At 52.2% G+C, this 14,732-nt stretch carries 13 protein-coding genes; 8 read left to right on the plus strand and 5 right to left on the minus strand.

From position 1 onward, the window contains the following. Positions 1 to 78: 78 nt before the first annotated feature. A complete protein-coding gene (locus tag FUA23_RS15120; RefSeq protein WP_147931596.1) occupies positions 79 to 423 on the plus strand; it encodes a hypothetical protein in 345 nt (114 codons plus the stop codon). Here the strand turns inward: FUA23_RS15120 and FUA23_RS15125 are convergent. After that, a complete protein-coding gene (locus FUA23_RS15125) occupies positions 420 to 1,496 on the minus strand; it encodes a Fic family protein (protein ID WP_147931597.1) in 1,077 nt (358 codons plus the stop codon). The genes FUA23_RS15120 and FUA23_RS15125 overlap by 4 nt on opposite strands. Before the next feature lie 184 nt (positions 1,497 to 1,680). Between FUA23_RS15125 and FUA23_RS15130 the strand changes: the two genes are divergently transcribed. Continuing rightward, positions 1,681 to 3,189, plus strand: coding sequence for a M20/M25/M40 family metallo-hydrolase (locus FUA23_RS15130; RefSeq protein ID WP_147931598.1), 1,509 nt, complete (start codon positions 1,681 to 1,683; stop codon positions 3,187 to 3,189). Positions 3,190 to 3,249: 60 nt separating this feature from the next. Then, positions 3,250 to 4,302, plus strand: coding sequence for an MBL fold metallo-hydrolase (locus FUA23_RS15135; RefSeq protein ID WP_147931599.1), 1,053 nt, complete (start codon positions 3,250 to 3,252; stop codon positions 4,300 to 4,302). A 75-nt stretch (positions 4,303 to 4,377) separates the two neighbouring features. Here the strand turns inward: FUA23_RS15135 and FUA23_RS15140 are convergent, their stop codons facing one another. Further along, on the minus strand, positions 4,378 to 6,201 hold the full coding sequence (locus FUA23_RS15140; RefSeq protein ID WP_147931600.1) for an aminopeptidase P family protein: 1,824 nt from the start codon (positions 6,199 to 6,201) through the stop codon (positions 4,378 to 4,380). A 283-nt stretch (positions 6,202 to 6,484) separates the two neighbouring features. Between FUA23_RS15140 and FUA23_RS15145 the strand changes: the two genes are divergently transcribed. Together FUA23_RS15145 and FUA23_RS15150 are read left to right on the plus strand one after the other, a co-directional pair. Further along, positions 6,485 to 6,820 (plus strand): monothiol bacilliredoxin BrxC family protein, encoded by a 336-nt coding sequence (locus FUA23_RS15145; RefSeq protein WP_147931601.1) that lies wholly within the window; start codon positions 6,485 to 6,487, stop codon positions 6,818 to 6,820. A 128-nt stretch (positions 6,821 to 6,948) separates the two neighbouring features. Then, the gene (locus FUA23_RS15150) at positions 6,949 to 7,758 is read left to right on the plus strand and encodes a nucleoside phosphorylase (protein ID WP_246144249.1); all 810 of its coding nucleotides are present in this window, start codon (positions 6,949 to 6,951) and stop codon (positions 7,756 to 7,758) included. Positions 7,759 to 7,779: 21 nt separating this feature from the next. On the opposite strand, the gene FUA23_RS15155 is transcribed toward FUA23_RS15150, so the two are convergent. Further along, complete coding sequence (locus FUA23_RS15155) at positions 7,780 to 8,619, minus strand: hypothetical protein (RefSeq protein ID WP_147931603.1); 840 nt, start codon at positions 8,617 to 8,619, stop codon at positions 7,780 to 7,782. A gap of 786 nt (positions 8,620 to 9,405) precedes the next feature. Between FUA23_RS15155 and FUA23_RS15160 the strand changes: the two genes are divergently transcribed. From FUA23_RS15160 to FUA23_RS15170, 3 genes are all read left to right on the plus strand, one after another. Beyond that, positions 9,406 to 9,858, plus strand: a complete 453-nt coding sequence (locus tag FUA23_RS15160; protein ID WP_147931604.1) for a hypothetical protein — start codon at positions 9,406 to 9,408, stop codon at positions 9,856 to 9,858. Between the two features lie 98 nt (positions 9,859 to 9,956). Continuing rightward, positions 9,957 to 10,742 carry a hypothetical protein gene (locus FUA23_RS15165; RefSeq protein ID WP_147931605.1) on the plus strand — a complete coding sequence of 262 codons (786 nt, stop codon included), beginning with the start codon at positions 9,957 to 9,959 and terminating at the stop codon, positions 10,740 to 10,742. Positions 10,743 to 10,865: 123 nt separating this feature from the next. Beyond that, complete coding sequence (locus FUA23_RS15170) at positions 10,866 to 12,017, plus strand: Gfo/Idh/MocA family protein (RefSeq protein ID WP_147931606.1); 1,152 nt, start codon at positions 10,866 to 10,868, stop codon at positions 12,015 to 12,017. Between the two features lie 129 nt (positions 12,018 to 12,146). Here the strand turns inward: FUA23_RS15170 and FUA23_RS15175 are convergent, their stop codons facing one another. Together FUA23_RS15175 and htpG are read right to left on the minus strand one after the other, a co-directional pair. Further along, positions 12,147 to 12,572, minus strand: coding sequence for a Dabb family protein (locus FUA23_RS15175; protein WP_147931607.1), 426 nt, complete (start codon positions 12,570 to 12,572; stop codon positions 12,147 to 12,149). A gap of 209 nt (positions 12,573 to 12,781) precedes the next feature. After that, a complete protein-coding gene (htpG, locus tag FUA23_RS15180) occupies positions 12,782 to 14,668 on the minus strand; it encodes a molecular chaperone HtpG (protein ID WP_147931608.1) in 1,887 nt (628 codons plus the stop codon). Between the last annotated feature and the right edge of the window lie 64 nt (positions 14,669 to 14,732).

The raw sequence follows: 14,732 nt of genomic DNA on the forward strand, positions 1-14,732 counted from the left end.
GTTTTGGGGCGCGGCCGCAGGTGCAATGAACGTTTAAGGGGAACGGTACCTTCGTGAACACTCTTTTAATCTTTGAAGATGAAGTCTTTTGCAATACACTTCGTGCTGTGGTTTCTCCTGGAGGTGGCTCTGCTGCTTTTCTCCCTTATGCTGTTCGTAGGCTTGGTAATGGGCTCTGGTCCGGGCAAGCAGAGTCTGTCTGCGGGAGGTCTGATTGCCTGTGGGGTTCTCATCACACTTATGGCCGTACGGCTTTACCAGGCGGGGCGGAAAACCTACCTGAGCGATGAAGTTTCTCCAGTCTGTCGGGTGTTGGCTTTCTTACTGCATTCCGGTGTGCTTGTCTCCGGCCTGTATTTTACGCTCATTCTGACGATGATCCTGATGGGCTCCGGCACCAGCGCCGGAGAGCCGCTGCATTAGCGCATGAGGAAGAGGTGGTAGAGGTCTTCGTTGACAAAGTAAGTTCCACCGCCCAGTTTTTCTTTACGCAAAATTCCGTCCTTGGCTAAAGTATTCAGATAATTAGATGCCGTCTTGCGGGAGACGCCCAATTCATTTTCTACAAATTCTATTTTCGTGTAAGGATGCCTGAAAAGGTTCATGAGGAGTTCGTGCGAATAGAACTTGTATCCTTCGCGAAGTTTCTGCTTCATATCCATCATTTGTACCTGTAAGGACTCAATCAATTGAATCGTATCTCTAGCGGTGATGTATATACCGTCGATCATGTAGAGCAACCATTCTTCCCAATTGCTATTCGTTCTTACTTCCTGCAACAGCCGATAGTAATCTGCCTTATTCCGAATGATAAAGCTACTTAGGTAAAGTGTGGGGAAATCCAACAAGCCAGATATGATGAGGTACAGGATATTGATGATTCGTCCGGTCCGTCCGTTCCCGTCGTAAAAGGGATGAATGGTTTCAAACTGATAATGAATGATGGCCATTTTTACCAGCGGGTCGTAGGTACGGAAATTATCGTCATTGATCAGCTTTTCCAGTTCCGCCATCAGCGATGAAATTTCGTCGAAAGATTGGGGTGGTGTATACACCACCTCATTCGTTCGCGCATTGAGGAGCGATGTGCTGGGTGTCGTACGGAAACCGGCATGGTTTCTTTCCAATACTTCCTGAATGGCAATAATGTCGTTATTGGTAAGTAGTTTTTTGGAGGAGATTAAACGGCACCCCATTTTCAGAGCCTCCACATAATTTTGAACTTCTTTGGCTTCACTGGATGGCAGTTGCTTGAGGTTGAGCTCTCCCTTAAAGAGTTCGTCAAGAGAGGTAATGATGTTTTCAATCGCGGAACTGTCCTTTGCTTCCTGGATGCCCAGCGTATTGATCAATATGGATTGGTCCGGAATGGTACGGGCAACTCCCTTAAGTTCAGCAAGGGTCGCTCTTGCCCGTATAAGCGCACGCAGAACAGGTTTGCTTTCGAGATCTGGCGAACTTGGTATTTTATCAGTGGGCCAGGTATAATGGGGCATTTCATTATTTTAAAACAAATATATGGGTAAAATATTGCAAAAACAACCCGCATGGCACGTTTGGTGAGTAGCTATTACCCGTGAAAAAGACGTGTTGGGTAAAAAAATGAAAAATCTACACACGATTAGTGTTGATTTGTTTGTAAATTTGTTTTATAATATTGCGAGGTAAACGTTAGATTGTATGTTGAGATTTCTACCTGTCTTTTTCTTATCCCTTCTCTGCACCTGCGTCAGCGCCCAGAAAACGCTGAACCAACGGACGCTGGAAAGCCTGGACGCCTACCAGGCATTTCTAAGTATCCCGAACGACGCACGGATCGAAGGTCAGTTAGAGCCCAACCTGGTTTGGCTCGAAACGGAATTTGGTAAACGGGGCTTCAAGGCTGAAAGGCTGAAAAACGCAGGCCTTGACTTGCTGCTGCTTAGTTACACCATCCCCGATGCCAGAGAAACGGTCCTTTTCTATGGTCACGCAGATGGCCAGCCGGTAGACGTGACGAAGTGGGTACTCAGCCCGCCTTTCAAACCTGTTTACGGGAAGATGGAAACCGGTGCCGACGGCACCATCAACTACGCTAAAGTTGCAGAACTGCCAGCCAAACCAGAGACCACCGATGTGCGCATCTTTGCCCGGTCCAGCTCCGACGCTAAGGCTCCGATCATGCTTTTTCTCGTCGCCTGGGACCAAATGATCGCCGACGGGAAAAAGCCCAATTACAACGTAAAATTCATCGTAGACCCGATGGAGGAAGCAAGCAGCCCCGACCTCCCTGGGGCAGTAACCACCCACCGTGAAGCGCTCGCTGCCGATCATCTGATTATCCTCGACGGGCCGGTGCATACCACCAACCAGCCCACGCTCGTGGGCGGTGCGCGTGGCATCGCCGGCGCGCGGCTGACGGTTTACGGCCCCAAACTCGCCCAGCACAGCGGCCACTACGGTAACTATGCCCCGAACCCCGCCTTGCGCCTCGCCCAGCTGTTGGCCGGAATGAAAGACATCAACGGCCGGGTTACCATCCCCGGTTACTACGACGGGATCGAACTGGACGCTGAAACCCGCGAAATGCTCGCCGCAGTACCCGATGATCTGCCCGCCATCCACGGCCGTATCGGCTTTCGATCGCCCGACGGGGTAGGGGGAAACCTGCAGGAAGCGCTCCAGTACCCAAGCCTGAACATCAAAGGTTTCAAAGCCGGCTGGGTCGGCCAGGCCGCCCGCACCATCATCCCCGACAACGCGGTGGTGAATATGGATCTGCGCCTTGTTAAAGAATCCGACGGCGACCGCCTGCTCGGCCTCGTGCGCGACTACATCAAAGCCCAGGGCTACCACATCATCCCCGAAGGCCGCGAACCCACCGACGCCGAACGCGCCACCTACGACCGTCTGGCCAGCTTCGGCGGAAAAACCAGCTACGCCGCCTTCCGCACCGACCTGAACGGGCCGACCGGTACCTGGCTGCAAAGCGCGCTGAAAAACACTTTCGGTAAAGACCCCGTACTGCTCCGCACGATGGGCGGCTCGGTACCAATCGCACCTTTCGTTACCACCCTGGATGTACCCGCCGTGGTACTCCCACTCGTGAACCCGGACAATAACCAGCACTCGCCCAATGAAAACATCTTGCTGCGCAATTACTTCTCGGGAGCAGAAACCCTGTACGGGGTGCTGACCGAAGCATTGTAATCAATCAAATAAAGTCTGTTCCTGCCAACCTTTCAGGGCGTTACCCCTTTTAGGCAGAATATGGAGTATAAGAGCAATCCCCGGTTGGCGTTTCATTCTTCTGCCCCCGCCGGTTGGCGCGGCAACCCCTTTGAGGATAAAGAGTTCAAGTATGTGAAAAATGCTTACCGTCCGGACTGGAAGTCTGCCGTGAAAATGGTGCTCAGCGGCAACCCCCAGCGCGAAGAAAAGAAAGCAGATACATGGACTCCTGAGGTTTCTGCCGGGGTGACTTACCTTGAAGATAGAAGCCGTGACTGGATCGTGTGGCTGGGCCACGCTTGTTTCCTTATGCAATTCAACGGGCTGCGCTTCCTGACCGATCCGCAACTGACGGGTATGCCATTTATTCCCCGTCGGGTGAGTCCGCCCTTCAGCTACGATGACATCCGGGGCGTAGACTATCTGCTGCTTAGTCATGATCATCGGGATCACGTAGACAAAAAATGCATCAAGGCGATTTGTGCCAACAATCCGATCCGAAAAATTCTTTGCCCCCTGGGCCTCTCGAATCTCATTGGCTCCTGGGTCGGGAAAACTCCCATCGAGGAAGCGGGTTGGTACCAGATTTTCGATACACCGGACACCGGCTTACGGATAACTTTCCTGCCGGGTCAACACTGGTGCCGGCGTGGCCTCACCGACTTCAATCGTTCGCTCTGGGGCAGTTTCATGCTGGAAGTCGGCGACGGGGGCGCGGCCGCGGGTGCAAAGGAAGTTGAAGAGATAAGACACACCGTTTACTTTGGCGGAGATTCCGCAAAGACCGGTTACTGGGCGGAGATCGGTGCCATGTTCCCGGCAATAGATATTGCAATACTGGGGATTGGTGCTTATAAACCCGATTATATTATGGAGCCGGTACACGCCAATCCGCTGCAGGCTTTCGGGGGCTACCAGGACCTGAAGGCAACCTACTGGTGGCCGATGCACCACGGCACCTACGATCTCAGCAACGAGCCTGCGAGTGAACCGATCCGTTGGGCCGAACGGTTGATGGAGGACGCAGGACTGAGCGCGCAATTGCTTCAGCCTGCAGTTAATGAGCCCTACCTGTTGGAGTCGGAGCGGTAAGCAAAAAAGACGGGTTGCACTTTTATTCAAAGCGCAACCCGTCTTTTTGCTGATTGTCCGAATAGAGTGTTCCTGTTACAGAGCCTTACAGCTTTCCAGTAACCAGTCTAATTCTTCCCCCTCAACGAGCGGGCTGACGCGTTCCAGTACCATTTTGTGGTAGTCGTTGATCCAGTCAACGTGGTAACGAAGCAACATGCCCTGTTCGATCAGTGACCGATCAATGGGGAATAAAGTGATGGTCTCGAATTCGAGCCAGCCTTCTTGCGAGGCTTCCCGAATAACGACCAGGTTTTCCGTCCGGATGCCGAACTCTCCGTCCTTATAATAACCGGGCTCGTTACTGAGAACCATGCCCGGCTCGAGCTTTTTCTGGCCTGATGGCGACTTCGGGTTGGTCAGGATGCCTGCCGGGCCTTCATGAACGTTGAGGAAGAAACCTACTCCGTGGCCGGTTCCATGCCCGTAATTCATCTGGTTGCGCCAGAGTGGCCCGCGCGCGAGTACGTCCAGCTGAACACCGGTAGTTCCCGTCGGGAACTTCGCCACGGCAAGGTCGATGTGGCCCATGAGGACAAGGGTGAATGCTTTGCGCATCTCCTCTGTTGTTTCGCCGAGGGCGAAGGTGCGGGTAATGTCCGTTGTACCGGTATGGTACTGGCCTCCGGAATCGATGAGGAGGAGGCCTTCGGCCTCCAGCTTCGCCGAGCCCTTTTCGGGAGCCCGGTAATGCACAATGGCGCCGTTACCTGCATAGCCTACGATAGCGGGGAAACTATCCGTAACGTAAGATGGGTAGGTTGCGCGGAGCGCGGTGAGTTTGCGGGCTACTTCGGCTTCGGTAATTCCTTCGGGGACGACCTCCCCGAGCCAGCGGCGCAGCCGCAGCAACGCGACTGCATCGTGGGCCATGGTGGTGCGCAGGTGCCCGAGAGATACTTCGTTCTTAATTGCTTTCCAGCCGGGAACCGGGCTGGTGTACTCGGTCGTGCTGTCTGCGCCGGCGTGCATCGCCAGGCGCGCGGAGATGGTTCCCGGGTCGATGCCGATGTCCGCATTCAGTGCATTCAGGCGACGGAGGTAACTGCTTACTTTGTCGTAGCTGTGGACGGTTAGTTTCTGGCCTGCCGGCAGGCCCTCGGTCCAGGTAGAGAAACCGGGGCGGGCGGTGGCGAAAATCGCATGGTCTCCTTTGCTGCCGATAACCAGGTAGGCCACACAAAGGGGATTGAAGTCAATGTCTGAACCACGAATGTTTAGCAGCCATGCTACTTCATCGAGTGCCGATACGACGAAGTAATCGAGGTTGCGCTCTCCCATCCATTGTTGGAAACGTTGTAGGCGGGCTTGCCATGATTCTCCGGTATAATCCGGGGTGTGCTCGAAAACAGGACGACCAGGAACGGGAGGGCGATCTGACCAGATATTGCGGATAAGGTCTTCGTCGAGTGTAAATTTCAGGTCCAGCTTTTCGAGTTTACGGCGCATAGCGCGGCTGGCTCTCAGGCTGGTTACGCGGCCGTCGGTGCCAACGGTCTGTCCGTCCATGAGGGTTGCTCCGAGCCAGTTTTCGATGGAGACTGAATCTGGCTGGCGGCTTTTCATGAGTTCTATGCCTGTACCTTCCAGTTGGGTATTTGCCTGAAGAAAGTAGCGGCTGTCGGTCCAGAGTTTTGCTTCGTGGAGGGTGACTACCAACGTTCCGGCGGATCCGGTGAAACCGGACACCCACTCGCGGGAGGCCCAGCGGGGAGCGGGGTATTCGCTCTGGTGGGGGTCGGTGCTTGGTATAATGTAGGCGTCGATTTGAGCTTCGAGCATTGCCCGGCGGAGAGCGGCTAGTTTTTCGGTCGTGGTCATGAGGGCAATATAGTCTGTAACCGATAAAATTGTCAGCATTTTTTGGGAAGTATTTCCAGCCTGACTCGACCTCTGCAGTTATGAAAAAGGGAGTTTCCGGCAGAAGAAGAATGCTGGTGGAGCAAACATTGCCCGTCAATTTGCTTTGCACCCGCGACCGCGGCACGGAATCCGGAAGCTGTGCTCCGGAAGCGTCGCCCCAATTCAAAGCGGCCTGCTGCCGGTCAATCAAACGCCGGGTTAAGCCATTCTCCCGATGTTAGTGCTGGTCGTAAAAACTATGCGGCTCGCCTCGTGTTATGACGAATAAACCACCCCAGCTATGTTCCATATTTTGCACACGAACGAAGATGTCGATGCCGCGCTAAAAGCGAGCAACGAGAAACCCGTTATAATTTTCAAGCACAGTTCCAGTTGCCCTTTCAGCGGGGCAGCTCAGATCGAAGTGGCGCATGCTAAGCACGATCTGGACATTTACGGATGTGTGGTTCAGTACACCCCTGAAGTTAAAAAAGAGATAGCAGACCGTCTTGACGTCGAGCACGCCAGCCCTCAGGCGATTGTAGTGTACAAAGGAAAGGCCGAAGGACATTTTTACCGGTCCGAAATTAAAGAGCGTGCCCTCAAGAACCGGGTGGCCGAATTGACCGCCCGGTAATCAGGTCTCAACGCTCACGCTTTCTTTACTGAATCATTGCTTTTAATCTCAAAAAATACTTAGTTATCAATCTGCCTGAATCCGAACTCATCCTTCGCTCCAACGGAGCACTTTACCACCTTAACCTATTGCCTGGTCAGGTCGCCGAAACGATAATCACGGTCGGTGACCCCGAACGGGTACGAGCCATATCGCGCCGCTTCGATAAAGTAGAACTGAAGGTGGAAGCCCGCGAATTCGTAACGCACACGGGAGAGTTGGACGGCAAGCGTATAACGGTCATTTCCACCGGCATCGGCACGGACAACATCGACATCGTATTCAACGAACTGGACGCGCTTTTCAATATCGACCTCGAACGCCGGATAATAAAGGATCAGTTAGTTTCTCTGGACTTCATCCGGTTGGGAACAAGTGGCTCTTTTCAGGCTGATTTGCCCCTCGATAGCTTCCTGCTGTCTGAAGCAGCCCTGGCTAACGATGGGCTGTTGCCTTTCTACCTTTCCGGCGGCGAGCCCGACGAAGCCGCCATCAACCTGTTTGAATACCTGGAGGACGGCAGGGTCCAGTTGCCCGTTCCTGTCCTGATCGTTCGGCCTGAACTACCTCCTGCTTTTGCTTCCAGCAATTTAACGCGTGGAATAACCATGACTGCTTCGGGCTTTTACGCGCCACAGGGGCGTTCGTTACGTTTGCAGTCCGGGCTGTCTCCCGAGCTTTTGAGCCGTATGCGCAGCTGGGAATACAACGGGACGCGCATAACGAACATCGAGATGGAAACATCGGGTATTTATGGATTGGCCACTGAGCTTGGCCACCGGGCCGTATCGGTATCCGCACTTTTGGCCAACCGTGCGTCTGGTACGTTCAGCTCGCAACCGACCAAAACAGTAGAGCGATTGATAGATAAGGGACTGGAATTGATTCTGCAGGGATAGATCGACTGCAGTCTGCACCGTCTACTCCAAAAGGGGGAAGTACCGGTTGAGCCACAAAGCCAGGCTCCGGGCGGAATTGAGCAAAGGGTGCTGGAAGTGGGCTATTGTATTTTGCTTGATGCGCTGTTTTACCTTACTCAGGTTCTCAAGGGTGTCGATGGTTTCGAGTTGAGACATCAGCGTACGTTGAGGAATGTTTTTGTTGCCAAGATCAGCAATGATTTGCCGGTATTCGAGTATGAATTTGATCTGCACGTCCGAAAGGAATTCAGCCAAAAAATCAGGAAGGAACTCCAGCGCAAGAACATTCAGTTTTTTGCTTAGTTCTTTGTTGACTTCTCCTGATGTTGTCAGTTTTGGCATGTCGGGGAGTTGGCCTCCGTACACAGAACTTTGGTGGTAGTAATTGACGTGAGCTGCCAGTAGCGGACCGTCGTTTGCTACCTTGACCGAAATCTGGTGGTACCAGTAATAATCCCCCGAACGATGGCGCATTGGGATGAGGCTACCCGCTGATGCGCCCTCTTGAACGAGTTCCGGAGAAGAGAGTGCTACCTGATACATCGCTTTTGCGTAATTGACATAGGCAAAAAGCCACGAGGGGTGAATTAGAGTGAATACCTCTTCGTACTGTAAATCCAGAATACCAAAATGACGGGCGGTATTGTGCCGCCACGTAATCCTTGGCTCGCTACCCAACAAGAGTGTGAAGTAACACGCAAAGGGGTTGGCTTGCTCCATGCAATTACGCTGGATCTTGTGGAGGTAGTCATTGTCCTTGACAACCGTGGGGTCTATGTCAGGAAAGATATCCGAAATAATTCGGTTGAAATCAAGCTGATGAGTGTCTTTGGACGGCATAAGAGAAGATATAGGTTAACCTAATCTCCGGCAGGTGGGACCAGAGAACGAATTAATGCTCGGATAAAGATTGACTGGCAGGCTTTACTCAGAGGAGTTTACCTCCCGACTTCAGCAATGGATGCAAGTGGTAACAACCAAATATAGCGAAGTTTGACCAGAAAACAGTGGCGTTTCCGCTACTGAAGGAGGAGGTTTGCCCTTGCTCATGATAGGGGAAAAAGAAAAAACGTTTTGGGCAACAGCCCAAAACGTCGAGAAACACTATGAACAACACTTTAAAATAGATAGATAATTGGACGGGGTCCAACTATTGTTCTAACATCCTGTTTTCAAGGAGAGGTTAGTAAATGGTTTTTTTAGGGTGCAAAGGTCTATTTTTGAGTTCTCGCAACCACTATTAAAGAATGCAAAAGCATGAAACAATTCATGCTCCTACAATTTGAGTTACAAAGGTAAAATCATGAGGGGCGAGATAACCGGGGGGGGCATGTCCATTAATGGACATTGGTCGTTTTTTTGCGGCAAAAAGGCTAATCCATATAAAGTCTAGATAAAACCTGGTTGTTCGGTAGAGACCACCTTGCCGCCGGGCGTCCGTAAGGTAGGATTAGTGGTAGCCTGCTGGGCCGAATGATCACGTGAGCGACAATCTGGTTTGCGCCCGGAGTCGGTTGCGGGCTTAATTGCATTTTGGGCCACTGCTCGGTTACGCTCTGCGCACAAATCCTGAAGACAATACCCTGCCGAAAGCAACGTTTTAAGGCTGTAAACTATCCATATTACATGCGTTTCTTCCCCCGTATTCTTGTTCTTCTCATTTTTTGCTGTGTGTCGCTCTCTGCTGTTGCTCAAACCAATTATGAGGAAGCCATCGGCTCGTTCGTCGATGAGCATAACGCCCGTGTTTCGATGCGCAACTGGGCCAAAACGGAGACTGCACCCGTAAGCTTGCGCATCAACGATCGTAACGAACTGGAAGCATTTGTTGATAACGAAAGCAGACTTCGGATCACCCTGCAACGCGATGTCGCAACGGATATGGATGAACTTTTCCCTTACAATATCGATTCGGCCCTGATCATAATAACCAACGAAACAGTAGTGATCATTGATCCGGTGGAGAAAATCCATTTTGCCCTTTCTTTGAATCAAGAGCCCCGGCTACCGGAAATCAGCGCTGAACCCACCTTGTTATTTGAAGGTTTCGGACTGACCCGCAACTGGGCGAAAATGTAACCGGAACCGGAAAATAAAGCACTGGTCGGGCTCCATTGATATGGTTTTTAGAACTAAGCCTGTGGGGCCTCCGTTCATGCGGATAAACCCCTTCTGCAATGAATCAGCGCTCTTCTCAGTATCTGGCCCTTGCAAGTATGCTCGTTATGCTTGCTTTGTACGCTCTGAATGCTACCGGTAACTTCGGCCCTAACCCCATCGGTACAACTTCCACGGCTACAAGCCCACTCATCGTTCCGGCTCCTTATGCTTTCGCTATTTGGGGGCCGATTTACATCGGTTTGGTCGTTTTTGCGGTATTCCAATTGGTCAAAAACAGAAACGACCATCCTGCGTGGGTTTCGTTCCGGTATTGGTACGCGGCAAATGTTGTCGCCAACGGTTTGTGGCTGGCCGCCGCTTCGTACGACTGGCAATGGCTGTCGGTTGGCATCATCATTTTCATGCTGATTTCATTGTTTCGGATCAACCAACTATTACAAGTCATTGAGTCTTCCGGCGCTAAAATTACTTACTGGTTAGAGCATTTCGTCTTCAGCATCTACTTTGCGTGGGTAACGCTGGCAACGGTGCTCAATGTAGCTTCCGCACTGAAATTCTACAAATGGAATGGCTTCGGTGTCCCGGAAGTAACCTGGACTATAATCATGATTGTCGTGGCCGCATTCGTAACCGGATACACAAGCCGCCGTTACCGGGATGCAGCTTATGCAGGGGTTGTGGTCTGGGCTTTCGTCGCGCTTTCTATCAAGCATTGGGGGGCGCAAACGCAGGTGCTCAGTTACGTTGGAGGAGCAGTAGCTGTGCTGTTCGTCGGGCTCATATTCTGGCTCCTCAGCGGACGATCTGCTGGAAAAAACAACGGGCGGGTCGAAGCCGGATAAGGGTCTGGATGTAGTAAAACGTGGTGTATTATTCTCGGCCCCTTTTCCCGGTAACCGAAATATACAGAGTAGATTAGCATTGAAAACTAATAACCGTAGTCTTAAGTCTTTCAAGCAAAATCTATGTACAGTTCTATTACCGCCGGTGTTGCCGGCACTGGTTTTATCGGCCCCGTTCACGTCGAAGGCCTGCGCCGGCTCGGTGTTCGCGTCAAAGGAATTTCCAGCGCCACGCTCGAATTGGCCGAAGAGGCCCGCCAACAACTAAACCTCGAGCACGCTTACCCCAACTTCGAGGCGATGCTGGAAGACGACGATCTCGACGTTATCCACCTCGCAGTACCCAACGTACTGCACTACCCGATGGTGAAACAGGTGCTTGCCGCAGGCAAGCACGTGATGTGCGAGAAGCCACTCGCCATGACCTCCGAACAAGGTAAAGAACTTGTCGAACTCGCTGCCGCAACCAACCTCAAAGCCGGAGTCAACTACAACCTCCGTTTCTACCCCATGAACCTGGAAGTAAAAGACCGCCTGGCCAGCAATGACGCCCGGATCTTCTCCGTCGTTGGCGGCTACCAGCAAGATTGGTTGCTCTACGACACCGACTACAACTGGCGCGTTCTGGCGGACCAGGGCGGCGCGCTACGCGCCGTTTCCGACATCGGTACCCACTGGCTCGACCTTGTGCACTTCACCACCGGCCTGGAGGTCGAAGCGGTTCTCGCTGACCTGACCACCGTTCATACCACCCGTCGCCGGCCAAAGGGCGAGGTGAGCTCGTTCAACAACGAAAAACTACGCGACGAAGACCTTGAGTCCATCCCCGTCACTACCGATGATTGTGCCAGCATTCTCCTCAAATTCAAGGGTGGGGCCAAAGGGCAACTCTTCGTTACTCAGGTGAGTGCAGGGCATAAAAACCGCCTCACGTACGACATTGCTACCCAAGACGCCGCCTACGAGTTCAACAGCGAACGCCCCAATGAACTACTGGTGGGCCGGCGCGACGCTCCGTCGGAATTTCTGCTCAAAGACCCGGCCTTACTGACCGGACTGGCCAGCCCCTACGTCAATTACCCGGGCGGACACAACGAAGGCTTCCCCGACACCTTCAAGCAATGCTTCCGCTCGTTTTACAACGACATCCTTGCGGGTGACGCCCCAACCGGCGAACCTCCGCACTACGCCACGTTCGAAGACGGACTCCGGGAACTGGTCATTTGCGACGCCATCATCAAAAGCCACGAAGAACAAGCCTGGGTGTACCTGTAGGTGAGAGGGTTAGCAGAGTATAAAAAACCGGAGTACAGAAATCAAAGGACAGAGGGAATTGGTAACTCGCCCTTGCTGTTCTTCCTGAACGGCAAACGCTGCGTTTTCACTCTCTGACCTGATGCATTTCTACCGTGTCCAGTAATCAAGGACGAGCACGTCTTTCAGGTGGGGCTTGAGGACCTCCACAAACGCAAGGTGGTCCGGATGAGGCAGGTAAACCGCCCGGTCCGCTTCGCTTTTGAAAGTCACAAAAAAGAGGTGGGTGTAACCTTTGTCCAGGCCTTCCGGGCTGTTGTTGATGCCCCATTCGTAATCGTGGATCTCCGGGATCTTGCCGGGCAAAGCGGCAAAGGCCTCTTCCACTTCCTGTACACCAGCAGGGTAGCTGTCTTCGTTGAAGGAGAACAGTACGGCGTGCCGCAGCAATGAATCGGGCGTATTCGCTTTCATATCTACAGAAAGATCGGTGGTGATTTGGCTGGTCGTCTCTTCCGGGGCCGATTCGGAGCAGGCGAGGAGGAAGAGAAAGGGAAGTAATGTGAGGTAGCGCATACGCCAAAGGTAGTTTTTCCTGAGACATAAAATTACCCCCGTGGTCCACAACATCGTTTTTAGGAATTGAGAAAACAGACGTTGTCTATGGCTTAGGTGCAATAAAAAAGCATTCAACATTCAGCTTTCAGGTCGTCATTAAAGACCGTTTGAAAGCCGAACATTGAATGCTTTTGTAATTGTGCCGTAAGGCAGCGGAAAGCCCGCGCTTACTTCATCATCTTAACCGACCGGTCTACGAAAGCCTTGAGCTCTGCGCCGGAAAGCAACTGCTGGCTCAGCAGTGCGAGTTGGTAAAGGTGGGTAGCGTTTTCGGTGCGAGCCGCTTCATCCTCATTGTTCAGGATCTGATCCTTCACGATCGGGTTGTTGGCGTTCACAACGACGTTGTACATATCGGGGAACATGGAGGTGTCCATGCCCTGAAGTTGCTGCATTTCTTTCATGCGGCGCATGAACTCATTGCGAACGATCTGAACGGGAGCGTCTGTGGTATCCAGCGGTTTCAGTTCCACATTGCCTTTTTCACCCACAACGGTGGTGAAGAGATCCTTGACCGTAGTCTGCTCCTCTTCGTTTAGCAGTAGCTCCTTCTCTTCATCTTTCTGGACGAGTTGATCAGGAGTTGCTGAGTCTACGCGAACGAAGGTCATACCTTCTTTCTGCTCCAGGCTCTGGATAAAGGGAGCATCGATGGCGTGCTCCAGCTTCAGGACATCGTAGCCGCGCTCAATGGCACCCGCAACGAGGGTGTGCTGACGGTCCTCATCGGCAGTGTAAATGCCGATGACCTTGTCGTGCTTATCGGTTTGGTTTTCCGCAATCCGCTCTTTGTACTCTTCGATCGTAAACTTGCGGTTGTCCGTGTTTTCGAGGAGTACGAATTTCTTAGCACGGTCGTAGAACTTCTCTTCGGAGATCATACCGTACTTCACGAATACACCGAGGTCGGCCCATTTTGCTTCGTAGTCTTCGCGGTTGTCTTTGAAGAGGCTGTTGAGTTTTTCGGCTACCTTCTTGGTGATGTAGCCGGTGATTTTTTTCACGTTGGTGTCGGCCTGAAGGTACGAGCGGGAAACGTTCAGCGGAATATCCGGGCTGTCGATCACACCGTGGAGCAGAGTCAGGAACTCAGGCACGATTTCCTTCACGTCGTCGGTGACATACACCTGGTTGCTGTAGAGCTGGATTTTGTTACGCTGTAACTCGAGTCCTCCGGAAACCTTCGGGAAGTAAAGGATACCCGTGAGGTTGAAGGGGAAATCGATGTTGAGGTGAATCCAGAACATGGGCGGCTGGCCCATGGGGTAAAGCTCGCGGTAGAAGTCCTTGTAATCGTCGTCCGTGAGGTCGGCAGGGTTCTTTTTCCAGAGTGGTTCAGGGTTATTGATAATGTTGTCAACTTCCTTTTCAACCTTTACCGGTTCGGGCTTCTCTTCGCCTTCGATTACTGCTACGTCGGATTCCTCGTAAGTGGTCTCGGTTTTTGTTCCGAAACGAATAGGGATGGGAAGGAAGCGTGCATACTTGTTCAGCAGGCCTTCGATCTCACTGTCCTCGAGGTACTGTACACTGTCGTCGGAAACGTGGAGGATGATGTCGGTACCACGGAAGTCGCGGTCGCCTTCACCGATTTCGTAGCTGGGGTCACCTTCACAGATCCAGCGGACGGGCTCGGCGCCGTCTTTCCAGCTCAGGGTATTTACTTCCACCTTGTCGGCTACCATAAAGGCAGAGTAGAAACCCAGACCAAAGTGACCGATGATGCTGGCGTCTTCCTGGTATTTGTCCACGAAGTCCTGAGCGGAAGAGAGGGCAACCTGATTGAGGTATTTCTCAACTTCTTCTTTGGTCATACCGATACCGCGGTCGCGGATGGTCAGTGTCTTGGCCTCCTTATCGATCATGATGTCGATCGTGTCTTCGCCGATATCGCCTTTGAACTCACCCTTGCGGTTCAGGGTCTTGAGTTTGCTGGTGGCATCTACTGCATTGGAGACAAGTTCACGAAGGAAAATTTCCTGGTCAGAGTACAGGAATTTCTTAATTATGGGGAAGATGTTCTCGGTCTGTACCGAGATGTTTCCTTTTTGCATAGTTGAATTAGTTTTGATGGTGGGTGGTATACTCCGACCCTGTCAACCGCAAAGGTTGTTCCAG

Origin of the sequence: Neolewinella aurantiaca, assembly GCF_008014675.1 — a bacterium.
Taxonomy (GTDB): domain Bacteria; phylum Bacteroidota; class Bacteroidia; order Chitinophagales; family Saprospiraceae; genus Neolewinella; species Neolewinella aurantiaca.